We start from the raw sequence: 22,884 nt of genomic DNA, 5'->3' as shown, positions 1-22,884 counted from the left end.
CTCTCGTCCATGACTGCCTCAATCACCTCAATTTTATTTTTATCTCTCATTGTTAGTAGCATCCTTCTCCTCCTTTCGGAGGATAGCTACTGACATTTTCACTCGGCAGTTAGTACTGACACTTTCACTCGGCTACCACATCTGTCGACATAGAGGTTGACACAGATCATGTTTCATCATATGGCAGCGCGCGGGTGAAGAAATGCTGCGAATTCAAACGTTATTTTTAGCCTTATTCATTTCCGTTTTTGTTTCCGCAAGCCAGGTTTATGCCTTTGATGCGCAAAAAACCTTTCAGCAAGGCTGCAACGCTTGCCATAATATTGGGCAAGGGCCAAAGGTAGGCCCCGATCTTAAAGGCGTGACCGAACGTCGCAAAGAAGATTGGCTACTTAACTTTATTAAATCCCCACAAAAGGCCATTAATGCAGGTGATCCGGTTGCCAAAGAGTTGGTGGGTACTTTCAAGATTGTCATGCCTGATCAGGTTTATTCCAACGACGAAATTAAGGCGCTCTTGGCTTATATTAAAGACGTTGGTGAAGGCAAAGTTGCTACTGCGACTGAAGCAAAACCTACACCTCAAGTGCATGGGCTAAATCCGCCTTTAAGTCATTTTTATTTTTATGTGTTGGCAATTTTAGTGGTGACTTTATTGGGAGTCGGTCTTTTGCTCGATAGGCTTTATGATCAAAAGCCCTATTTGAAAATTTTTGAAACTAAGAAATTGATAAGCTTAGGTTTAGTGCTTGTGGTGATTATTGTAGGGGGTGGTAAGTTGGTGAGGGGGGCCATGCAGCTTGGTTATGGCCAAAATTATCAACCCACTCAGCCGATTGCTTTTTCCCATCAGATTCATGCGGGTATTAATAAAGTTGATTGCTTATACTGCCATTATGCAGCTGAAAAGAGCCGCCATGCGGGGATACCAGCAGCTAGTCTTTGCATGAATTGTCATTCTCAAGTTAAAAAAGATTCTCCTGAGATCCAAAAGATTAATCAGGCGCTTGAGGCCCATAAACCCATTCAATGGGTAAAAATTCACAATCTTCCGGATTTTGTTTATTTTAATCATGCGCAACATGTGGTGGTGGGTAAAATAGAATGTCAAACCTGCCATGGTGAAGTGCAAAAGATGGACAAGGCCTTTCAATGGGCACCCTTATCGATGGGATGGTGCATTGATTGTCATCGTCAAGAGCAAGTAAAGGGCCTGAGTCCGTTTCAAGGTAGAACAGTGCAAGAAGCTGGCGGGCTTGACTGTAATAAATGTCATTACTAGGTTCATTATGAGTTCAACATTTTCGAAAAAATATTGGCAGAGTTTGGAAGAAAAGCAGCAAGAGCCAAAATTTATTGAGACTAGTCAACATGAGTTTGCTGAAGAGATTCCGGTAGAAGAATTTTTGGGTGAGAAGGCGGCTTCCCTTCCTTTGGATCGGCGTGATTTTCTCAAATTAGCCGGGTTTAGTTTTTCAGTCGCAGGCTTGGCGGCTTGTTCTAACATGCCTGTCGAAAGGGCGATTCCTTATTTAATCCAGCCCGAAGATGTTATTCCCGGGGTTCCTAATTATTATGCTTCGACTTCGAATTGTCCTTGCGCTTGTGCGATCGTGGTCAAAACTCGTGAAGGGCGCCCCATTAAACTCGAAGGAAACCCCGCTTCTTCTATCAATGGGCAAGGGCTATGTGCGGTAGGGCAGGCTCAAGTGCTTGGGTTGTATGATTCAAGTCGACTTAAAGGGCCTATTTTTGAGGGTAAGCCTACGGATTGGGAGACATTGGATAATAAAGTTCGGACGGCCCTTATTGTAGCTGTGGGTGAAAAGAAAAAAATTAGAATTCTTACCCAATCGATTGTGAGCCCTTCTACTAAAAAGGTGATTGAGAAATTTGCGAATAAATATCCTCAAACTGAACATGTCGTGGTGGATGCCATTTCTTATTCGGCTATCTTTAAGGCCAATGGTTTGAGTTTTGGTAGGCAGGTCATTCCTCATTACCAATTAGGTCAAGCCAAAGTAATTGTTTCTATTGGGGCTGATTTTCTAGGCACTTGGCTTTCTCCAGTGGAATTTTCCAGAAATTATGCGGCCAATCGAAAACTCAATCAACCTAATGCAGGTATGTCCTTCCATGCTCAACTCGAGGCGAACCTATCCCTTTCGGGGTCTAATGCTGACCTTCGTGTTCCAGTAGCAGCCTCTGAATATGGGAAAGTTTTGTTGGATTTATATGAGGCTCTTAAAGGCTCTGAATCAAAAAATTCCTCAGTTAAACCAGAAATGATTCATCAATTATCTGAAAAATTATTAGCTAATAAGGGGTCGAGTTTAGTTTTATGTGGTTCCAATGATATTCAAGACCAAATTGTCACGAATGCCATCAATAGTTTGTTGGGTAATTATGGTAAGACCATCGATTTGGATCACCCTTCTTTCCAACGACAAGGGGATGAGGCTAAATTCGCAACTCTATTAGAAGAAATGCAAAAAGAAGAAGTAGGGGTGTTGATTCTTTATGGAGTCAATCCTCTCTATTCCTCTCCTCACGCCCAAGCATTTTCGGAAGGATTGAAGAACGTTACTTTGGCCGTTATCTCTTTAGATCCTTACTTTAATGAAACCTCTTATCAGGTTGCAGCCATTGCCCCCGATCATCATCAATTAGAATCCTGGGGTGATGCCGAACCTGTGCAAGGTTATTACAGCCTCGTTCAACCCACGATTAGTCCCTTGTTTAATACCCGCGCCGCGCAAGATAGTCTTTTAAAATGGATGGGTGAATTGCAAACTTACGATGTCTTTCTTAAAAATGCTTGGCGAGAGGGGCCTTACCTTAGGCAATCTACCCATTTGAATTTTGAAAAATTTTGGCAAGAAACTTTGAAGCAAGGGGTGCTGGAAGTTGCTGTTTCTAGCGCTTCTGCCTATGCTTTCCGTGGTAATTTAGAAGAAGCGGCAAGTAAAATTAAAGCTCGTCATACGAATGCAGAAAAAATGGAATTGGTTCTCTATGAAAAGATTGCGATTCGCGATGGTGCCAATGCTAATAATCCTTGGTTACAAGAATTGCCGGATCCAATTTCTAAAATCACTTGGGATAATTATGTTTGTTTAGCGCCTGTGCTTGCTAAAAAATTGGGCTATGAAAATGAAGATTTGGTAAAAATTCGACTGGGTGATCAGGCCTTAGAATTGCCAGTTTATATTCAGCCGGGTCAGCAAGAAAATACGGTGGCCGTGGCCTTGGGTTATGGCCGGTCGCAAGCAGGTTCGGTGGGCAATGGGGTAGGTAAAAATCTTTTTCCATGGTTAAATTTAGTGGAGGGGCAGTGGGTGACTTATGCCCAGGGGCTAAGCCTTACCAAAGTGGGCAGAAAATATCCTTTAGCCCTAACTCAAACTCACAGCTCTCTGCATGGCAGACCTATTATTAAAGAGGCTAGCTTTGAAGAATTTCAAAAAAATCCAGCGGCAGGCAATGAAGAACGTGCTCATTTACTTTCGCTTTATCCGGCTCGCCAAGATTCGAACCAAGATCAAAAAGTGGGGCATGCTTGGGGCATGGTGATTGATCTCAATGCTTGCACCGGTTGTGGGGCCTGTGTGATTGCGTGTCAGGCCGAGAACAACGTTGCGGTAGTTGGAAAAGATGAAGTACGGCGTCGTCGTGAAATGCATTGGATCCGTATTGACCGCTATTACAGTGATTCTGAAGATAACCCCAGCGTAGTTCATCAACCCATGACCTGCCAACATTGTGGTAATGCCCCCTGTGAAACGGTGTGCCCGGTTATTGCAACGAATCACACGAGTGATGGACTCAATGCGCAAGTTTATAATCGCTGTGTGGGGACTCGTTATTGTGCCAACAACTGCCCTTACAAAGTGCGGCATTTTAATTGGTTTCGTTATTTTGATAACGATAAATTCCCTTATAATCAGCAAGACGCCTTGGGGAAAATGGTGCTCAATCCTGACGTGGTGGTGCGTTCTCGTGGGGTGATGGAAAAATGCAGTATGTGCATTCAACGCATCCAAGCCGGTAAACTCGATGCAAAATTGGCAGGGCTGCCTTTGCAAGATGGGCAAATCAAAACCGCGTGTCAACAATCTTGTCCAACCGATGCGATTGTGTTTGGTGATATTAATGATCATCAATCTAAGGTTTCTCGTTTCAAAACGAGCCAGCGCGATTATGTGGTGTTGGAAGAAGTAGGTACCAAGCCGGTGGTGAGTTATTTAACGAAGATTCGCAATAAAGCTTAACGAGGCAATATGGAAGTTTCACCTTTAAGAGAACAATTGATCGAAGGGAACAAAACCTTCCACGATATCACCGAAGAGATTTGTAGACCGGTGTTGGGTAAACCCACCAAGGCTTGGTGGGCAATCTTTTTGGTGGCGGCCTCGGCCTTGGGTTTGGGCGTGGTTTGCATTGGCTACCAAATCGCCGTGGGTATTGGCACTTGGGGTTTGAATCGCACCATTGGTTGGGCCTTTGATATTACCAACTTTGTGTTTTGGGTTGGTATTGGTCACGCGGGCACACTCATTTCGGCCATTTTATTGCTCTTTCGTCAAAAATGGAGAACCTCGATCAATCGATCGGCTGAGGCCATGACGATTTTTGCCGTTATGTGTGCGGGTTTATTCCCCTTCATTCATATGGGGCGACCATGGTTGGCATTTTTTGTCTTTCCTTATCCTAACCAACGGGGTTCGTTATGGGTTAATTTTCGATCCCCTTTATTGTGGGATGTTTTTGCCATCGGTACTTATTTTACCATTTCGCTCGTCTTTTGGTATGTGGGGCTTATCCCCGACATTGCCTCAGTTCGCGACCGCGCCAAAGGCAAAATTCGCAAATTTATTTACGGTTTGTTGTCGCTGGGTTGGGATGGTTCTAATCGCACGTGGTTGCGTTACGAAAGTTTATGTTTAGTTTTGGCCGGATTGTCAACTCCACTGGTGCTGTCGGTTCACTCGGTGGTGAGCTTTGACTTTGCAACTTCCGTTATTCCCGGCTGGCACACGACGATCTTTCCACCTTATTTTGTGGCGGGCGCCATTTTTTCTGGTTTTGCCATGGTGTTGACCCTTTTAATCATCACCCGTAAGGCGCTTAATATCGAGCATTACATTACTATCAATCACCTAGAAGCCATGTGTAAGGTCATTATTTTGACCGGTTCAATGGTTGGTTTAGCCTACGGCACGGAATTCTTTATTGCTTGGTATAGTGGCAATGAATATGAGCGCTTTGCCTTTATCAACCGCGCCACGGGCAATTATGCGTGGGCTTATTGGACCATGGTTTCTTGTAATGTTATCTTTCCTCAACTTTTTTGGATCAAGGCTGTGCGGCGTAATGTGCCAGCCATGTTTGTGCTTTCTATCATTGTTAATATTGGGATGTGGTTTGAGCGTTTTGTAATTATTATGATCTCGCTTAGCAAAGATTTTTTGCCTTCGAGTTGGGCCAACTATTCGCCAACCTTTATTGAGGTGGGCACGTTGATTGGTAGTTTTGGTTTATTCTTTACTTGTTTTATTTTGTTTGCCCGAGTGTTGCCCGTGGTGGCCATGGCCGAAGTAAAGGCGGTCTTGGGTTTTGGGCGTAAGTCGGTGCAAGGAGGCGCACATGATTAGTGTACCTGTTAAAAAAGTTTTGTTAGGCATCTTTGATTCAGAAAAGGCTTTGCTGACGGCAGCCAAAAACTTTCGTGAAAAAGGGATTAAATTTTTCGACATTTACACACCGTACCCCGTTCACGGCTTAGACCAAGCCATGGGTTTAGCACCGTCGCGTCTGCCACAGTTTACCTTTGCCGCAGGTGCTTTGGGTCTGTTGTTCTCTATTCTTCTGCAAGGTTATGTTAACCTTATCAGTTGGCCCATGAACATCGGTGGCAAGCCCAACAATGCTTGGCCGGCATTTGTTCCGGTTTGTTTTGAACTAACGGTTTTGTTCGGTGGCGTGTTGACCTTTTTGGCTTTTTTAGCCCGCTGCAAATTATTTCCTGGGAAACGCCCTGTGGTCAGCGTGTCTCGGTTAACCGATGATCGATTTGTGATGGTTTTTGTCGCCGATGAGAAAGATTTTAAGCTAGAAGAAATGGTTTCGTTATTAAAACAAAACGGCGCTATGGAAATCATGGAAAATGAGGTTCCGGCATGAGAAAGTTTTATACCCTTTTGTTGAGCATCATGGTTGGTTTAAGTGTGGGTTGTTCCGGTGGGGAAAATTGGCCGCAGTGGATCCCTATTATTTCAGACATGGTAACTTCGATTCCTTATAATGCCTATGCGCCTAATCCCAATACCCAAGACGGCAAAACCTTGCAGGCCCCAGCCGTGGGGACAATACCGATGGGTTTCGAACCACATCCTTATCAAAAAACCCCTGAAGATGCGAAGCTTGCAGCGATTGAATTAAAAAACCCCCTGTCTTTGAATGAAGAAAATTTAAAACGAGGCCAACAATTGTATGCCCAAAAATGCTTGGTATGCCATGGCCCAACCGGCAAGGCCGATGGCCCGATTATTGGCAAGTTTCCGCCACCGCCTTCTTATGCCAGTGACCGAGTTCGCCAATTGACCGAAGGTCATCTTTACCACTCCATTACAGTGGGGGTTGGGTTGATGGGTGCCTATGGGCCAATGCTAAGGCCTACGGATCGATGGAAATTAGTGCACTATGTGCAACATTTGGTGACAGAATTGGAAAAAGAAAAGGGTACGCCATGAAAGCTGACGATCGATTTGAGTTTAAGGCCAAAGATAAGCGAGTTATCTTTTTACTCATTCTTATTGGGATTTTGTCGCTCGTGTTTGGATTCAGTAACGAAGCCACTCGCACGAGGGCTTGGGCCAGTGTTTTGCTTAACAATTATTATTTTATTACGTTAAGCTTAGGCGCCGTGCTTTTTATGGCCATTCAGTATGCGGTGCAAGCGGGGTGGTCGACGGTTTTGCGGCGTGTGCCCGAGGCCATGAGCACTTTTTTGCCGGTAGGGGCCCTGCTCATGCTAGGTATTTATTTTGGGATCCACGAGCTCTACCATTGGGCCCATCACGGCATCACCGACCCTACATCTCCCCACTACGATGCTTTATTGGCGGGCAAAGCAGGGTATCTCAATATTAAATTTTTCTTAATTAGGATGGTCGTATTTTTAGGCATTTGGGTTTTATTTGCAAAAGTTTTTCGAAAAAATTCTTTAGAAGAAGATGCCTCCGGCAATATTCAATTTTATCGCAAAAATTTTCGCAACAGTTGTATCTTTTTGGCCTTTTACGCTATTACTATCACACTGGCTAGTTTTGACTGGCTCATGTCTTTAGAACCCCATTGGTTTAGCACCATCTTTGGGGTTTATAATTTTGCCGGTATGTTTGTGAATGGAGTGGTTGGGATTACCCTGATAACTTTATTTTTAAAAGGGCGAGATTATTTAGAAAAGGTTAACGAAGATCATTTGCACGATTTAGGCAAATTGATTTTTGCCTTTAGTATATTTTGGGCCTATATCTGGATTTCGCAATTATTGTTGATTTGGTACTCCAATATTCCAGAAGAAGTTACCTATTATCAAGCTCGTTGGATACCGCATTATAAGGGCCTTTTCTTCATGAATTTGGTCATCAATTTTGTGTTTCCTTTTTTGGTGTTGATGCGCCGTGGTTCTAAGCGTGATTTTAAAACTTTAAAACTAGTTGCCACTATTTTGGTGGTGGGGCATTACTTAGATCTTTATCTTATGATTATGCCGGGGCCGTTGGGTGAAAGGGCCGTCATTGGGTTAATTGAAGTGGGGAGTTTTTTGGGTTATTTGGGACTGTTTGTTTTAGTTGTGTTTACGGCGCTTAGTAAGGTTAAATTAGTTCCGCAGAAAGTAGCTTACCTGGAAGAGTCGCTTTCTTATCATCAATAAAGGAGCTCTTAAAAAGTTTTTTCCAAATCGGCTTAAGGTTCTCTCAACCCCCTGATTTGTGGAAAACAAGGTCCAGTGGACCTTGGCAAACACTAATCAGTATAAGCCAATAACCGAGCTTGCTAAAGGGGTTTCGAGTAACCTCTTCCGACTTGGAAAAAACTTTTTAAGAGATTATTGTAATGAAGTCAGGGAAAGGGTGGCTGGAGAGGTACGGCCGCCGATGCGTTTTTTATATTTGATGATTGTTTTAGTATGTTTTAGTTGTAATTCTGAACCTATGCTAAACCCTTTAGAATCAACCAGCCCGCTTAAACCAAGCCCATCGTTATCTCCTTCGCCCTCACCATCGCCCCAAGTTTCTTCGTCTTTAGAACCCATGCCGACAGTTACGCCAACACCCCCACCAATTCTCGATCCTTTGGCAAAGTATGGCGAACCCGAGATTGAAACAAATTTTAACAAGGGCTCGGATCTTTATTTCTTTGGCTATGCTTTGTCGCCTGGTGGGGCAGGCACGATAGGTCTTTTTGATAATGAGGCGGAAGATGATCGTATGGCTCAATTGCTATTGCCCGCCAACACGCCTCTTTCAGGGCCTGGCGGTTCGAGTCAGTTAGAATCTTACAAAAAGAATTATCTTTATGGAACTTATGTAGCTCGTTTCAAACCAGGGTCTTGTGCTTCGCTAAAGGAGGGAGTGGTGTCGGCCTTTTTTACATATTATAACGATGGAAAAGATTATAATAAGAATGGCTTGGTTGATAATAGTGAGATTGATATTGAGATTTTATGTGCCGAGCCCTCGACAATCTACATGACCTTATGGACCGATTACTCTGATGACGAAAATTTTTTAAAAACAACCCGTAAGCTTAATTTAAAAACCGGTGAAATTCTTCAGACCACTTTGGGGCAAGAAAGTAAGTGGGGTCTCAATACCAAGCTAAAGTGGAATGATGATTTTCCCGACATTAATTTGTTTCAAAATTATTTAATTTTTGGTTTTACCTGGCAACCCACCTACGTTCGGTATTTTATGGTTGTGCAAGATCAAGAATACGAACTGTGGAAATACCAAAATAAAAAATTTATTCCACAGATCCCTGCCTACGTGATGTTCAACGTATGGCACAATGCCACCCATTGGCATAACGATTTGCCAGCCTCCAAACCTAATCAGCCCGTGAAGTACAATGTTGATTGGTTCAAATTATTTTAAGGTATTTTTTGTTAAGGTCCCCTCAATTTACTTCTCAGAACGGTTTGATTTTTGTTGTTGCATCTTTCTGAGTTCTTCAAGTTCGTCTAATTGTTTTAAATCCTTATTTCGCCCCGTAGCCTTTTTGTTTTTGATGAGTCCATCCAAAGAAAGCACTTTAAATTTCTTGTCGTATAAAAGTACCGTGTCACTATCAGCCAAAATTAAATCATAGGACTCATATCCAGGAATCTCGCCAAGCAGATCAATGGCGCCCAAATCGGTCATAAGAGTTAAATTGACACTATGTTTAAAAGTTTGTTCATCAAAAATAAAAGGAACATCCTCAGCACCTCTTAGGCGTACATGGTAGGGGTTGAGTGTTTTTACTATTTTTTTTGTGTTTTCCAAATTTCTATCATAAGATAAGTCAACATCTTCAGTGGCTGAAGCAGAGCCATGAATAACGGCTGCTAATCCTCCAATTAATACGAATTCGATTTGATTATCGTAAAATATTTCCAGAATCTTTTTGAATTGGGTCATATTTGTTCATTATCTTTGCTTTTCGTAGATCATCAATAAAGGACATGAATGTCATAAAATCTTCTAATCTTTGCGTAGGGGTAAGATTTAATTTATGCTTAAGCAAAGATAAATCAATTCCCTGGTCACTATAATTAGACAGAATATCCATAGATTTATGCTGAGTTATTTTGTTAACTTTGTAAAGACCAAATCGCTTGTAAGAAAAATAAAAAATTTATGAAGACCAAACCATTGTTGACAATAGGGGCGAAATGTACATAATGTACTTAAGGTACATTATGAAAATCATTGCTACCACTGAGGCGCGCAAACATTTATCCGAATTAATTAATAAGGTTCGTTATACGAACACACCTGTTGCTATTGGTAGGCATGAAAAAGGGGAGGTCTTGCTGATCAAATTTCCCCAGGACGCAAATCCCCAATTGGATGAAATGACCAATTTTAATCAATACGGGGGCACATTTGACTGGTTGTACGATGAACCCGATATCTATTCTGCCAGAGACTTAAAGAAAAGATATGTTTGAACGCAGCAAGGTTATTCTAGTTCCATTTCCCTTTACTGACCTATCTAGCTCAAAGGTAAGGCCGGCGGTGATTGTTTCTGAGCCAAAATATATGGACCAGGATGTTAGTGTTCTTTTCATTTCTTCCCACTTGCCCAAACGAAAGGGCTCCACAGACCTTTGGCTTAAATCTTCCGATCCTCATTTTGAAAAAACAGGGCTTAAACTAGATTCTCTGATCAAATGCAACAAAATTGCCACCTTGGATAAAAGGATTATTCTAGGAGAAATGGGGTATCTTCACCAGGAAGTTCAAAAGAAAGTGGACGAAAAACTCAAATTAGCGTTGGGGCTAGATTAAAATTTATGAAGACCAAATTACTGATTTTTACATGCTTTATTATTTTGATAATAATAGGATTAACCGTCATTAGTATAACCAATCCTCTTATTTATGTATCGAAGATTAAACTTGCTATACCTGTAAAAGAAGAACGGTTAAAACAAGATGTCCATAATTTGACATCCATAATTCCTGCTCGTCATTATCGTAATCTTTCTTCTTTAGAGAGAGCCTCTAACTACATTTTTGATGAATTTTCGAAAACAAAATGTTCCATTGAAATCCAGGGATTTCAGGTCAATGGGAAACCTTACCAAAATCTAATTTGTTCCTTTGGTCCATTAGATTCTCCGCGAATCATTGTGGGTGCGCACTATGATGTTGCAGGAGATCAACCAGGTGCTGATGACAATGCAAGCGGAATAGCCGGCGTTTTAGAAATCGCTCGGCTCTTACATGAATTATCTCCCTCTCTTAAGCACCGTGTTGATCTTGTAGCTTATACCTTGGAAGAGCCACCCTTTTTTGCAACAGATTCTATGGGAAGTGCAATTCATGCTAATTCATTGAAAGAGAAGCAAGTCCCTATACACTACATGATTTCTCTAGAAATGATCGGTTATTTTTCCCAAGAAAAAAATTCTCAACAATATCCAACCTTCGTACTCAAATTATTTTATCCCACTCAAGGGGATTTTATCACTCTCGTAGGAAAACTTTCTTTCTCAGATTGGAAGTTAATAAGATTGTTTAAACAGAAGATGTCCCAAGTTATGGAAATCGATGTTTTTTCCATTAATGCGCCACAAATGGTGACTGGCACTGATTTTTCAGACCACCGAAATTTTTGGAATAGGGGAATTCCTGCCGTGATGATCACTGATACAGCGTTTTATCGAAATTCTCATTACCATCAAGCTAGTGATACTATGGACACCCTCGATTTTGAACGGATGAGCGAAGTGATCAGGGGTGTTTATTGGGTACTCGTCAACTAGTTTTGATCATTTGAAAGCTTCTCTTTACCTTTCGTGATAAGATCGATCGACGTATGGGGTGCAACGATATGAATACCTTTTATTTGCTTGTTTAGAAAATGCTTAAGATTACCTGTAACTAAATAGTCAGCGAGCCCGCTTTTGGCTACTTCTATAAACATTAGGTCGTCAGGGTCGGGCAATTTTATCTTGAGTGGTTTTGCATTGATGGGTACGCCAAGCACTTCTAAGGCTTGCAAAAATTTTTCTACCTGAAGAGAATTAAAATTAAACCTAGGTCTTAACAACACTTCACGATATTCTAGCAAGAGGCGTACATCGTATAGGAGAGTTACGGTTTGATTAAGAACAAGACGTAAAGTAGCGGCTGGAGCACCATAAGGGTTTATTAATCCCGATACAAGCACATTGGTGTCTAAAACGATTTTCACTTTAAATTTTTGCGTTGTTGGCGGACTTTTTGAATTTCTGCATCAATATTGTCTATGGTCATTTTATCATAACCCTTTTCAACCGATTGATTTTGCATTTGTTCCATGGCCATTAAGGCTTGGGAACGCCGCAAAGAGAGCAATGATTCTTCCAAGTTGGCTTCAGAAATTGGGGTAACGAGGGCAATGGGCTTTCCGTTAGAAGTGATGATAAGCTCTTTTTCTTTATTGAGAAATTTCCAAATTTTTCCTGACTTCTGTCTAAAATCCCGGACGCTAATAAAGTGCATAACTACGCCTCCATTTGTAAATCAATTGTATACATAATTGTGTATCAATAGCAACCCTTTATTTACTAGTTTTTATTAGCAGCATAAAAAACTACTTCATTCGACTACCATAAACTTCCTTCTAATTTCATTGACTTGTAATCTTCATCTCATTATGGTTTTTCTGTAAATTATGACTGAATTTGGCAATGTAGTTCCCATTAATGTTGAAGACGAAATGCGGGGTGCCTACCTTGATTACGCGATGAGCGTGATTATTGGTCGGGCGCTGCCGGATATTCGTGATGGTTTGAAGCCCGTGCATCGGCGGATCCTCTACGCCATGTTTCGAGAGGGTCTGCTTTCCAGCAAGCGTTATTCGAAATGTGCTGGTGTGGTGGGCGAAGTTTTGAAAAAATACCATCCCCATGGGGATAGTGCGGTTTATGACAGTTTGGTGCGCATGGCCCAAGATTGGAACATGCGTTATCCGTTGATCGATGGGCAGGGAAACTTTGGTTCGATCGATGGCGACCCCGCGGCGGCTTATCGTTATACCGAGGCTAGGCTGACAAAACTAGCCGAAGAAATGTTGGCCGACATTGATAAAGAAACGGTCGATTTTGTTCCCAACTTCGATGGGGTTACTCAAGAACCCGTTGTGTTGCCCACGCGTGTCCCTAATCTTTTAATTAACGGCAGTGATGGTATTGCCGTGGGTATGGCCACTAAAATTCCTCCCCATAATTTGGGCGAGGTGGTGGAGGCCTTGAGGGCTATCATCAAAAATCCTGAAATCACGATTAAAGAATTGATAAAAATTGTTCCAGGCCCTGATTTCCCTACTGGGGCCTATATTTCAGGGAGAGAGGGAATTCGTTCCGCTTATGAAACCGGGCGGGGCATTATTTCCATGCGTGCGAATGCGGTCATTGAAAAGATTGCCAAGGGCGATCGTGAATCTATCATTATTACTGAAATTCCCTATCAAGTGAATAAAGCCAAGCTCGTTGAAAACATTGCCCAACTCGTGCGGGCGGGTAGAATTGAGGGCATTTCGGATTTGCGCGATGAAAGTGATCGCGAAGGGATGCGCATTGTAGTGGAATTGAAAAAAGGCACGGTAGCGGGTGTGGTGCTTAATCAATTGTTTAAGTTTACCGCCATGCAAAGCAGTTTTGGCGTGATTATGCTGGCCATTGTCAGTGGTCAACCTCGAGTGCTTAATTTAAAACAGATGCTGCAACTCTTTGTCGATCATCGCAAAGAAGTGGTGACTCGCCGAACCATTTACGATCTTAAGCAGGCCGAAGAGCGGGCTCACTTATTAGAAGGCTTAAAGATTGCGGTTGAAAATATCGATGCCGTGGTCAACTTAATTAAAAAAGCTGCCAACCCGGCCGAAGCTAAAACTGGTTTAATAACCAAATTTAAATTGAGCGAAAGGCAGGCCCAAGCCATTTTAGACATGCGCTTGGCGCGGCTTACTGGTTTAGAGCGAGATAAAATCATTGAAGAATACAAAGAAATCCAATTGTTGATTAAAAAACTTAAAGCCATCTTGGCAGACGAAAAACTTATTTATGGGATTATCGTTGACGAATTAGCTGACATTCAAAAACGCTTTAGCGATGAACGGCGCACCAAAATCGTGGCCAAAACCGATGAACTTTCTGAAGAAGATCTCATTCAAGATGAAGAGATGGTGGTGACCATCAGCCATACCGGTTATGTTAAACGGAATCCCATTAGTTTGTATCGTTCGCAACGCCGCGGTGGGTCAGGCAAAACCGGCATGACGACTCGTGAAGAAGATTTTGTTTCGCAAATGTTTGTGGCCAGCACGCATAGCTATGTGTTGGTGATTAGCAGCATTGGGAAATTATATTGGCTAAGGGTGCACGAAATTCCTCAGATGGGCAGAGCGGCTAAGGGTAAGGCCGTGGTTAACTTAGTAAATATGAGTGGTGAAGAAAAGCTGGCGGCGGTGATCCCGGTTCTCAAGTTTGAAGAAAATCATTTTGTCGTCATGTGCACCAAACAAGGCACGATTAAAAAAACCGATCTCATGGCCTACAGCAACCCTCGTGCGGGTGGTATCATTGCTTTGAAAATTGACCAAGGTGATGAACTGATTGCGGCTGATATTACCAAGGGCGACAATGGCATTTTTATTGGCACCAGCGAAGGCAAAACCATCCATTTCGATGAAAAAGCAGTAAGGCCTATGGGTCGCGCTGCTATGGGCGTGCGTGGGATAAGTTTGGCCGAAGGGGACTATGTGGTGGGCATGGAGGTGTTAGTGACAGGGGCTAGCATTTTGACCGTGGCCGAAAATGGCTATGGCAAACGCACTTCTACTGAAGAATATCGTCAGCAAGGTCGTGGTGGGGTAGGGATCCTCACCATGAAAGTGACTGAAAAAACTGGGAAAGTTGTGACTGTTAAACAAGTGGGCGATCAAGACGAGATTATGCTGATTACCAATGGGGGTAAGATTTTGCGCATGAGCGTGAAAGGGGTTTCAATTATTGGCCGAAATACCCAAGGGGTGCGTTTGATTAAAATCGGAGAAGGAGAAAAGGTAGTCGCGGTTGCCCAGTTAGCCGAATCCGATGACGAAAGACCTCTTGAATAAATTTTTTCAATCGAAGCGTCTGCGCCTTGCCCTCCTGATTGTTATTCCCTTATTCTTAGCTTTACTTTTCTTTTTTCCAACCAAGCAAGAAACCTTTTCAGGCCTTATGTTTAAGGCCGATCAACATTTTCGCGAAAAGCACTATACGCAAGCGGTCTTAGTTTATTTAAAGGTTTTGAAAAATTATCCTCACAATGAATTTGAAGGTACGATTTTATTAAATATTGGGGATATTTATAATTACTCGCTTAACTCACCTGAAAAGGCGGTGAAGGCCTACGGCCAAGTTCTTTCTCGATTTCCCCGTAGCCCGGAGGCCCGCCATGCTTATCAAAAACAGGGCGATTTATATTTTAGCCAGGGGGATTATGAAAAGGCGCTCGTGAGTTATCAAGGCCTAGTCGACCATTTCCCCAACATTCCCGATGTTCAGGAATATCGTTTCAAGGTGGCCTATGCTGCTTTGAAGTTAAAACGCTACGAACCTAGCCGTCGGCAGCTTATGCAGATGTATGAAGAAGATCCCAATGGGGCCATTGCCGATAAAATTTTGTTTCATGTTGGGCTGACATTTTTTCTCGAAGCAAATGTTAGGCAATCGGTTGAAGTGTTCGAGGCTTTTTTGGAAAGACATGGGCAAACTTCTAATTACACCACCGATGCTCAATTTTATTTGGCCAATGGTTATGAAGAATCGGGTAAATTTGAAGAGGCATTAGAGCTATTTAAAAAAATTCGCAGCACCTATCCCAACCCTAGGATTGTTGAAGAAAAAATTCAAAAATTAGAAGAGAAGATTAAAAAGAGTAATGAATTAAAAGCCAATGCGCTTAAAAATTCACTCCAGCAAATTCAAACTAACAAACCTCAGAAAAAGCGCACCAAGGTTTTTGACGATGAACAGTTTTTATTAAACCCTTGGGGGCGTTGACATGCGCCACAGATCGCCCAAAGCTTTACTAAGTCTCTTCCCAGGCCCGAGCCTCTCGCGGCGACCTTCATGGGGCCAGCGGGCATGGAAGCCTTCCGGTATAACCGGCTTTCCATGCCCGCTGATCTTTACGAAGTCCGCCGCGGAGCCTGTCCTGAGCGAAGCGAAGGAGCAAGGCCTGAAAAGAGACTTTGTGAAGGCTTGCTCAATACAAATAGTGACTTTAGTTTTTTCGCTAATTTTTGTTTTGACAAATATTGGTTCTGCGTTTGCTTTAGCTTTAGAAAAAATTAAGCTGACTATTGTTGATGGTAAGACACAAAAATTATTGGTTGAATATCAGGTCGAAGTGGCGATGACTTATCAAGAGCAAACGAAGGGGTTAAGTCAAAGAACTTATTTGCCAGAAAACGAAGGCATGCTGTTTGTGTTTCCCGCAAATTCTACGATTGCATTTTGGATGAAAGATACTTACTTGTCGCTGGATTTAATTTTTATCGATGGGCAAGGCAAAATAGTTGATGTTGCGACCCATGCTAAACCCCTTTCTGAAACAGCGATCAAAGCTAAACAGCCCTACCGTTATTGTCTTGAAGTTAACGCCGGGCAGGTTAAGCTTAAGAAAATCAAAGAGAGAGACCAAGTTATTTTTCACTAAATGTCATATGTGGATCCCGGGTCAAGCCCGGGATGACGTAATATACCGTCATCCCGGGCTTGACCCGGGATCCATGATAGCCGAAGCAATCTCAATGAGCATGAACAGCATCCTTAGGGGGGTGCGGATGTTGCGGGGGTGGCATACCGCCAGGAGCGCCTGGTTTTGAAGGGTTGATGCTCATGGGGGGTTGTTCCGCGGGTTTTTCACCTAACTTTTTGATTTCTTCATCAAAAAAATTAATTTTATTGCCGCCAGTTAGTCTCGTCATAATATCGGCTTTGATTTTAGGGCGAAGTTTAAACTTAATGCCGTTTTCAACTTCGTCGTAAGGTTTTACCGAGACCTCTTCAACCACTTTAACAATATGGTAGCCATCTTTGGCTAAAATAGGTTCGCTAAATTCGTCTTTTTTCATGGCAAAGGCCTTTTCGATAATCTTGGCCCAATCCAGCCGCATGCCCCGAGGGTCATTTTTGGTTACATAGCCAATTTCACCTTGATTTTTAGAGGTCATTTTATCATCGGAGTAGGTGTCGGAAATGGTTTGCCAGGCTTCTCCACCTTTTAGTTTAGCATAAGCTTCATCAGCCTTAACTTTGGCGGCTTGTTTTGCCTTTTCTAGATCTTCTTTGGCATTTTGAGGGGGTGTTTTGGCTTTAGGGTCGATTTTAGGAGGTGGGGGGCGAGTGCTGAAAAAGATATGAGCAATTTTGACTTGATTAAATTCGGTGTCTTTATTTTTTTCGTATTCGCCTTTGGCCTGGGTTTCAACCTCTTTATCAATCAGGGCTTGGGCAATTACGACGCGGCTAAACATGGCCATTTTGGCTTGTACGTCTTTGTCGTTTTGTAGACCTTTGCGTAAACTTTCTCGATAAAGGAGTTCTTGCTCCATCAAATTTTCAACGAGTTTCTTTTTGCCAAGGGGGTTGGTAATTTGTCGTTTGACGTTAGGGTTAACTTTCACAATTAAGTCAAGATAACCTTCTTTGATTTCAGTCGAGCCTTGGCTGGCGACCACCTTGCCTTTGCTAAGTTCCGCTTGAATATCAGGGGTGCCGGCTGGTTCTTTGGGAGAACCGCAATGAACTAAAATCAGACCACTCAATAAAAAAAAGAAAATTTGAGAAATGAATTTCCCCATAAATGTTTACTCCTTCGTTAACCTTAAAGAGCGGTCAGTTTAAATCGTGGGGATTTGTTAAGTCAAGTGTTATCAAGGGTCATCTATGTTGAGCTTTCGAAAGCGCTTGAAAGACCAAGCCCGGTGAGTTAGGTGTGAAAACTGAACATGCATTCCAAGTCTTATAACCCACCTCCAGAACCTGGGGGCACCCCGTCTCCTCCTCAAGATGAAAAGCCAACGTTATGGGAACGCGCGCGCCGATTTTTATTGGGTGCACCCCGTAGTTTGGCCGACAGATCGTTATTTCATCGTTTAGCTTTGATCCCGTTGTTGGCATGGGTGGGGCTAGGTGCCGATGGGCTTTCTTCCTCGGCTTATGGTCCGGAAGAGGCCTTTCGTACGCTGAGGGAGCATACTTATTTAGCGGTATTTTTGGCTTTGATGATGATCTTTACGGTTTTCGTCATTTCCATAGCTTACAATCGTATCATCGAAGTTTTTTCTCATGGTGGAGGAGGTTACCTTGTTGCAACCAAACTTTTAGGCGAGAAAGTTGGTTTGGTCTCAGGTTGTGCTTTGATTGTTGATTATGTTCTAACCATTACTGTTTCGATTGCAGCGGCAGGGGATGCCTTGTTTAGTTTTTTGCCTATCGAGTTTCATCAATTCAAATTAGTAGTGGAGATTTTCTTAATTATCTTTCTTACCACCATTAATATACGTGGAGTGAAAGAGTCGGTCATAGCTTTAACGCCCATTTTTGCTCTATTTCTTATTACACACACTTTATTAATTTTAGGGGGAATTATTCATCACACCCCTGAGATCGCTGAAACTACCCGCACGATTGGTGTTGGGTTTAAACAAGGTTTTGCTACTTTAGGTGCAGGTGGATTGTTGGCCCTTTTTGTCCATGCCTATTCTTTAGGTGGTGGTACTTATACGGGAATAGAGGCCGTATCCAATGGGCTTGCTATCATGCGGGAGCCGCGTGTGGAGACAGCTAAGCGAACCATGATGTATATGGCATTTTCTCTGTCTTTCATGGCGGCAGGGTTATTGTTTTGTTATCTGCTCTGGAATGTTGCCCCGGTGGAAGGCAAAACCCTCAATGCAGTTTTAATTGGAAAAATATCAAGTACATTTGGTTTGGGAAATTTCTTTGTGATTATGACTTTGATAACAGAAGGGGCACTTTTGGTGGTTGCGGCTCAAGCCGGATTCTTAGGTGGGCCCAGAATTTTGGCTAATATGGCGGTAGATTCCTGGATGCCGCATCGGTTTGGGGCATTTTCAGATCGTTTAACAACTCAAAATGGTATTGTCATGTTTGGGGTGGCTTCGCTACTGGCCTTGCTTTACACCCACGGAGATGTTCGCCATTTGGTGGTCATGTATAGCATCAACGTCTTTTTGACTTTTTCTTTGTCAATGTTGGGGATGTTTTTGTGGACCACGAGAAGATTCTGGCGACGTAAAATCCGTGTCGGGCGAGCCGCATTATTTTTAGTTGGATTTTTATTGTGCGGTACAATCTTAGTGATTACGGTTATGGAAAAATTTCTGTATGGAGGATGGGTAACCCTCGTTGTAACGGGTAGTCTTATTGTCGTTTGTTATTTAATTAGGCATCACTATCGCCAGTTACCTAAGGTGTTGGCCAAGTTGTACGCTGAAATTGGAGAAATCCCTGCAGAACCCGATCTTAATATTCCTCCGCTTGATCCTAGCAAACCAACGGCTGCTGTGCTGGTAGGTGGTTATGGTGAGCTAGGGATTCATACGGTACTTAATATTTTTCGCATATTCCCTGGTCATTTTAAAAATCTTATTTTCATTTCGGTTGGAGTGATAGACTCCGGTGGTTTTAAGGGAGAAGATGCGATTGAATCTCTGCGTGCGCAAACCGAAGAGAATCTTAAAAAATATGTAGAATTGGCTAGAAAGATTGGGATCCCAGCGGAATATTTTGTGGGCATTGGGACGGAGGCCGTTGAAGAAGGGGAAAAACTTTGTTTAGAAGTGGCCAAAAAATATCCACAAACTACTTATTTTGCAGGCAAAATTATTTTTCAAAAAGAACGTTGGTATCAACGGCTCTTGCATAACGAGACGGCGCTGGCCATTCAAAAGCGATTGCAGTGGGATGCGAAGACCATGGTCATCATCCCTGCGCGGGTAAGGTAACGGACCTCCCAAAAAGGTCATCTGCGGCGTTGTCCTCGTCAACACGGCCTGCGACGTACTTGCTAGTACGCCTCGGCCGGTCTCCTCAGCCTGCCTTGCATCTGAGCCTTTTTGAGAGGTCCTTATTGGGTTTTATGAAAATTATCACCAAAATATTTTCGACTTGGTTTGGTTTAGGCTTGTTGCCTGGGCCCACCGGCACTTATGGAACCTTAGGTGCGGTGGTGGTTTATTGGTTGGTGCGCGATTTGTCAGTGCTTCATTATGTTTTGGGAGTCGTCATTTTTATTTTTATTGCCAGCTTCTTTTCGCAATTACACGAAAATTTTTCTTCACTGCACGATGACGGCTCGATTGTTATTGATGAAGTCGCAGGGTTTTTAGTGACCATGGTGCTCATTCCTTTTAGTTGGCAACACGTTCTGTTGGGTTTTATTTTGTTTCGTTTATTTGATATTCTAAAACCCTTTCCGATTCGTTTGATCGATCAAAAGTTAAAGGGTGGTTGGGGGGTGGTGTTGGATGATGTGCTGGCGGGGATTTTTGCGAATTTAATATTACGTGGAATCATTTATGCGACGAGCAATGGGTAAGCCCTTCTGGTTGGCGGTGCCTCTCGCGGCGACCTTCATGGGGCCAGCGGGTATGGAAGCCTTCCGGTATAACCGGCTTTCCATACCCGCTGACCCGCATGAAGGGCCCGCCGCTTCGGCAATGCCAACCAGAAGGGCTTACCCATTGCTCGTCGCATAAATAGTCGTTAGTCCTATGAAAAAAAATCATTCTATTACTTGTGAAATCATTGCCATTGGCAACGAAGTATTAGTGGGTGATGTGATCAATAGCAACGCGGCTTTTTTGTCGCAAGCGCTTACCCAACTGGGTTATCAAGTAAAGTATCACAGCACCTTGGGTGACGATGAAGCAACCATGTTGCAAGCCTTTCGCTTGGCAACGAAGCGAGCTAAATTAATTATGGTGACGGGTGGCTTAGGCCCCACTTCTGATGATTTTACTTTGGAAGTGTTCGCTCAATTTTTAAAGGTTCCCTTAAAGCGTGATCAACAAATTGCAAAAAAGATTGAACGTTTTTTTAAAAAATCAGGTCGGGTTTTCACTCCCAATCAACTCAAGCAAGCCGATATTCCGCAAGGCTCGATTGTTTTGGAAAATCCTTTAGGCACGGCGCCAGGCATTTATCGTGCCTATCAACAAAGCCATTTTTTCTTTTTGCCCGGGGTTCCAGCGGAAATGTCTCGGATGTTTTTCAAACGGGTTTTGCCTATCCTCAAAAAGAAAATGCCGGTTCGTCAAAAAGTTTGCACCGAGATATTAAGATGTTTTGGCATTCCCGAAGGCGCACTCGATTATGCCTTGAAAACAGAATTGATGGAACGAGTTCAATTATTAGAGACAAAACTCGCCTTTCAAGTGAAGTTTCCCGATATTTTGTTAAAAATTTCAAGTAGCGGTTCAAGTGAAAGTGCGGTGAAACGTAAACTAAAAACAGCCAAAGCCCGCATTTTAGAAAAGGTTGGGAATTATGTTTATGGAGAGGGTGAACAAGACTTAGCGGTGGTGGTGGGCGAACGCCTAAAACAGTCCGAAAAAACGTTAGCAGTGGCCGAATCGTGTACGGGTGGGTATTTGAGTGATTGGTTGACCAACCAGCCCGGGGCGAGCGATTTTTTTTTAGAAGGGCTTACTTGTTATGCTAATAGTTCAAAAATTTCAAGATGTTGCGTTGAGTCCAGCGTATTAGTTGAACAGGGGGCAGTGAGTCGGGAAGTAGCCATTCAGATGGCCAGTGGAATTCGTAAGCAAGTTGGCGCGGATTTTGGAATAGGAATCACCGGTATTGCAGGCCCCAGTGGTGGGACGGCTGAAAAACCGGTTGGTACGGTTTATGTTGCCATTGCAAGCCAGCATGAAGTTTGGGATAAAAAGTTTGTTTTGCCATTTGGGCGCAAGGCCTTTAAAAAAGTTGTGGCGGCCATTGCCTTAAATAAGCTAAGAAGAATGTTACTTTAAAAAAGGAGTCGCGTGTATGTCGACCGATAAAGAAAAGGCCATAAGCCTTGCGTTAGCTGGGATCGAAAAACAATTCGGTAAAGGTGCTATTATGCGCTTGGGTGATGACCCCTTACCTTTGGCAAAAGTTGGGTCGATTTCGTCCGGCTCCATTTCTTTAGATATTGCTTTAGGGATTGGTGGATACCCCAAGGGGAGAATTATTGAAATTTTCGGCCCTGAATCTTCAGGTAAAACAACTTTGGCCCTTCATGCCATTGCCGAATCTCAAAAACAAGGTGGGGTGGCAGCCTTCATCGATGCCGAACATGCCTTAGACGTGCAGTATGCTAAAAAACTAGGTGTGAAGGTCGAGGACTTACTCATTAGCCAACCTGATACCGGTGAACAGGCCTTAGAGATTTGCGATGCCTTGGTGCGCAGTAATGCGATCAGCGTGATTGTCATTGATTCGGTGGCGGCTCTCGTGCCCCGGGGTGAGATCGAAGGCGACATGGGCGACGCTCAAATGGGGGCGCAAGCAAGGCTGATGAGTCAGGCCCTGCGCAAATTAACGGGCGTGATTCATAAGTCCAATACCTTGGTGGTTTTTATCAACCAAATCCGCATGAAGATTGGAGTAATGTTTGGAAACCCCGAAACAACTACCGGAGGCAACGCCTTAAAATTTTATGCCACCGTGCGCTTAGACGTGCGCCGGATTGGCGCTATCAAACAAGGCGAGCAGAATGTGGGTAATCGCACTCGAGCGAAGGTGGTTAAAAATAAATTGGCCCCGCCCTTTAAAGAAGCAGAATTTGATATTGTTTATGGCCACGGCATTTCGGTTGAAGGTGATTTGCTGGATTTGGCAGCCACCAGTGAAATTATTGAAAAAAGTGGTTCATGGTTTACCCATGGGGCAGAGCGCATTGGGCAAGGGCGAGAAAATGCTAAACAATATTTAATCGAGCACCCTGAATTTTGCCAAGAACTTAAAACCAAGATTTTGGCGCATTATGGGTTGGTGCCTAACGAAACCGATGAGGCTAAGGTGGCTAAGAAAAAAGCGGTCAGCCACTAACCTATTGC

22 protein-coding genes are annotated in these 22,884 nt (G+C 43.1%); 17 read left to right on the top strand and 5 right to left on the bottom strand.

Annotated features, from left to right (window positions below):
* Window positions 1-202 precede the first annotated feature (202 nt).
* Genes HYU97_03285 through HYU97_03260 form a run of 6 tightly spaced genes read left to right on the top strand, consistent with a single transcriptional unit; the run spans window position 203 to window position 7,939 of the window.
* On the top strand, window positions 203-1,282 hold the full coding sequence (locus HYU97_03285) for a c-type cytochrome (protein ID MBI2335770.1): 1,080 nt from the start codon (window positions 203-205) through the stop codon (window positions 1,280-1,282).
* A gap of 7 nt (window positions 1,283-1,289) precedes the next feature.
* Window positions 1,290-4,271: a TAT-variant-translocated molybdopterin oxidoreductase gene (locus HYU97_03280; protein MBI2335769.1), complete on the top strand. Its 2,982-nt coding sequence runs from the start codon at window positions 1,290-1,292 to the stop codon at window positions 4,269-4,271.
* Window positions 4,272-4,280: 9 nt separating this feature from the next.
* Window positions 4,281-5,654: a polysulfide reductase NrfD gene (gene nrfD / locus HYU97_03275; GenBank protein MBI2335768.1), complete on the top strand. Its 1,374-nt coding sequence runs from the start codon at window positions 4,281-4,283 to the stop codon at window positions 5,652-5,654.
* On the top strand, window positions 5,647-6,183 hold the full coding sequence (locus tag HYU97_03270; protein MBI2335767.1) for a DUF3341 domain-containing protein: 537 nt from the start codon (window positions 5,647-5,649) through the stop codon (window positions 6,181-6,183). The genes nrfD and HYU97_03270 overlap by 8 nt, the downstream gene beginning before the upstream one ends.
* A complete protein-coding gene (locus tag HYU97_03265) occupies window positions 6,180-6,752 on the top strand; it encodes a cytochrome c (protein ID MBI2335766.1) in 573 nt (190 codons plus the stop codon). The genes HYU97_03270 and HYU97_03265 overlap by 4 nt, the downstream gene beginning before the upstream one ends.
* Window positions 6,749-7,939, top strand: coding sequence for a quinol:cytochrome C oxidoreductase (locus tag HYU97_03260; GenBank protein ID MBI2335765.1), 1,191 nt, complete (start codon window positions 6,749-6,751; stop codon window positions 7,937-7,939). Before HYU97_03265 ends, HYU97_03260 begins: the two co-directional genes overlap by 4 nt.
* Before the next feature lie 174 nt (window positions 7,940-8,113).
* On the opposite strand, the gene HYU97_03255 is transcribed toward HYU97_03260, so the two are convergent.
* Window positions 8,114-8,320 (bottom strand): hypothetical protein, encoded by a 207-nt coding sequence (locus tag HYU97_03255; GenBank protein ID MBI2335764.1) that lies wholly within the window; start codon window positions 8,318-8,320, stop codon window positions 8,114-8,116.
* Here HYU97_03255 and HYU97_03250 point away from each other — a divergent pair.
* Window positions 8,220-9,161 (top strand): glycoside hydrolase family 16 protein, encoded by a 942-nt coding sequence (locus HYU97_03250; GenBank protein ID MBI2335763.1) that lies wholly within the window; start codon window positions 8,220-8,222, stop codon window positions 9,159-9,161. The two genes, HYU97_03255 and HYU97_03250, sit on opposite strands and share 101 nt — an antisense overlap.
* A gap of 27 nt (window positions 9,162-9,188) precedes the next feature.
* Here the strand turns inward: HYU97_03250 and HYU97_03245 are convergent, their stop codons facing one another.
* Complete coding sequence (locus HYU97_03245; GenBank protein ID MBI2335762.1) at window positions 9,189-9,686, bottom strand: hypothetical protein; 498 nt, start codon at window positions 9,684-9,686, stop codon at window positions 9,189-9,191.
* Window positions 9,687-9,967: 281 nt separating this feature from the next.
* Here HYU97_03245 and HYU97_03240 point away from each other — a divergent pair, with 281 nt between their 5' ends.
* From HYU97_03240 to HYU97_03230, 3 genes are read left to right on the top strand one after another with little or no spacing between them, the layout of a single operon-like run.
* The gene (locus HYU97_03240) at window positions 9,968-10,219 is read left to right on the top strand and encodes a type II toxin-antitoxin system Phd/YefM family antitoxin (GenBank protein MBI2335761.1); all 252 of its coding nucleotides are present in this window, start codon (window positions 9,968-9,970) and stop codon (window positions 10,217-10,219) included.
* Complete coding sequence (locus HYU97_03235) at window positions 10,212-10,559, top strand: type II toxin-antitoxin system PemK/MazF family toxin (GenBank protein MBI2335760.1); 348 nt, start codon at window positions 10,212-10,214, stop codon at window positions 10,557-10,559. Before HYU97_03240 ends, HYU97_03235 begins: the two co-directional genes overlap by 8 nt.
* Before the next feature lie 5 nt (window positions 10,560-10,564).
* On the top strand, window positions 10,565-11,539 hold the full coding sequence (locus HYU97_03230) for a M28 family peptidase (protein ID MBI2335759.1): 975 nt from the start codon (window positions 10,565-10,567) through the stop codon (window positions 11,537-11,539).
* Here the strand turns inward: HYU97_03230 and HYU97_03225 are convergent.
* Both HYU97_03225 and HYU97_03220 read right to left on the bottom strand, forming a co-directional pair.
* Entirely contained in the window at window positions 11,536-11,970 is a 435-nt protein-coding gene (locus HYU97_03225; GenBank protein MBI2335758.1) for a putative toxin-antitoxin system toxin component, PIN family, read from the bottom strand. The two genes, HYU97_03230 and HYU97_03225, sit on opposite strands and share 4 nt — an antisense overlap.
* Complete coding sequence (locus tag HYU97_03220; protein MBI2335757.1) at window positions 11,967-12,260, bottom strand: type II toxin-antitoxin system Phd/YefM family antitoxin; 294 nt, start codon at window positions 12,258-12,260, stop codon at window positions 11,967-11,969. Before HYU97_03220 ends, HYU97_03225 begins: the two co-directional genes overlap by 4 nt.
* A 172-nt stretch (window positions 12,261-12,432) precedes the next feature.
* Here HYU97_03220 and gyrA point away from each other — a divergent pair, with 172 nt between their 5' ends.
* Genes gyrA through HYU97_03205 form a run of 3 tightly spaced genes read left to right on the top strand, consistent with a single transcriptional unit; the run spans window position 12,433 to window position 16,466 of the window.
* A complete protein-coding gene (gene gyrA, locus HYU97_03215) occupies window positions 12,433-14,877 on the top strand; it encodes a DNA gyrase subunit A (protein MBI2335756.1) in 2,445 nt (814 codons plus the stop codon).
* A complete protein-coding gene (locus HYU97_03210) occupies window positions 14,870-15,808 on the top strand; it encodes a tetratricopeptide repeat protein (GenBank protein ID MBI2335755.1) in 939 nt (312 codons plus the stop codon). The genes gyrA and HYU97_03210 overlap by 8 nt, the downstream gene beginning before the upstream one ends.
* 1 nt (window position 15,809) lies before the next feature.
* The gene (locus HYU97_03205) at window positions 15,810-16,466 is read left to right on the top strand and encodes a DUF192 domain-containing protein (protein ID MBI2335754.1); all 657 of its coding nucleotides are present in this window, start codon (window positions 15,810-15,812) and stop codon (window positions 16,464-16,466) included.
* Window positions 16,467-16,557: 91 nt separating this feature from the next.
* Here the strand turns inward: HYU97_03205 and HYU97_03200 are convergent, their stop codons facing one another.
* A complete protein-coding gene (locus HYU97_03200; protein ID MBI2335753.1) occupies window positions 16,558-17,613 on the bottom strand; it encodes a peptidylprolyl isomerase in 1,056 nt (351 codons plus the stop codon).
* A 147-nt stretch (window positions 17,614-17,760) separates the two neighbouring features.
* On the opposite strand from HYU97_03200, the gene HYU97_03195 reads away from it, so the two are divergent.
* From HYU97_03195 to recA, 4 genes are all read left to right on the top strand, one after another.
* On the top strand, window positions 17,761-19,782 hold the full coding sequence (locus HYU97_03195; protein MBI2335752.1) for an APC family permease: 2,022 nt from the start codon (window positions 17,761-17,763) through the stop codon (window positions 19,780-19,782).
* Window positions 19,783-19,916: 134 nt separating this feature from the next.
* The gene (locus HYU97_03190; protein MBI2335751.1) at window positions 19,917-20,375 is read left to right on the top strand and encodes a phosphatidylglycerophosphatase A; all 459 of its coding nucleotides are present in this window, start codon (window positions 19,917-19,919) and stop codon (window positions 20,373-20,375) included.
* Between the two features lie 175 nt (window positions 20,376-20,550).
* Entirely contained in the window at window positions 20,551-21,813 is a 1,263-nt protein-coding gene (locus HYU97_03185; protein ID MBI2335750.1) for a competence/damage-inducible protein A, read from the top strand.
* A 16-nt stretch (window positions 21,814-21,829) separates the two neighbouring features.
* Window positions 21,830-22,876 carry a recombinase RecA gene (recA, locus tag HYU97_03180; protein MBI2335749.1) on the top strand — a complete coding sequence of 349 codons (1,047 nt, stop codon included), beginning with the start codon at window positions 21,830-21,832 and terminating at the stop codon, window positions 22,874-22,876.
* The last annotated feature ends 8 nt before the right edge of the window (window positions 22,877-22,884 follow it).

The sequence above is a fragment of the Deltaproteobacteria bacterium genome (assembly GCA_016183235.1).
Classification (GTDB): Bacteria; UBA10199; UBA10199; order DSSB01; family JACPFA01; genus JACPFA01.
The sequence above is the reverse complement of the archived record's forward strand: the minus strand, read 5'-3'. Positions and strand labels throughout refer to the sequence as shown.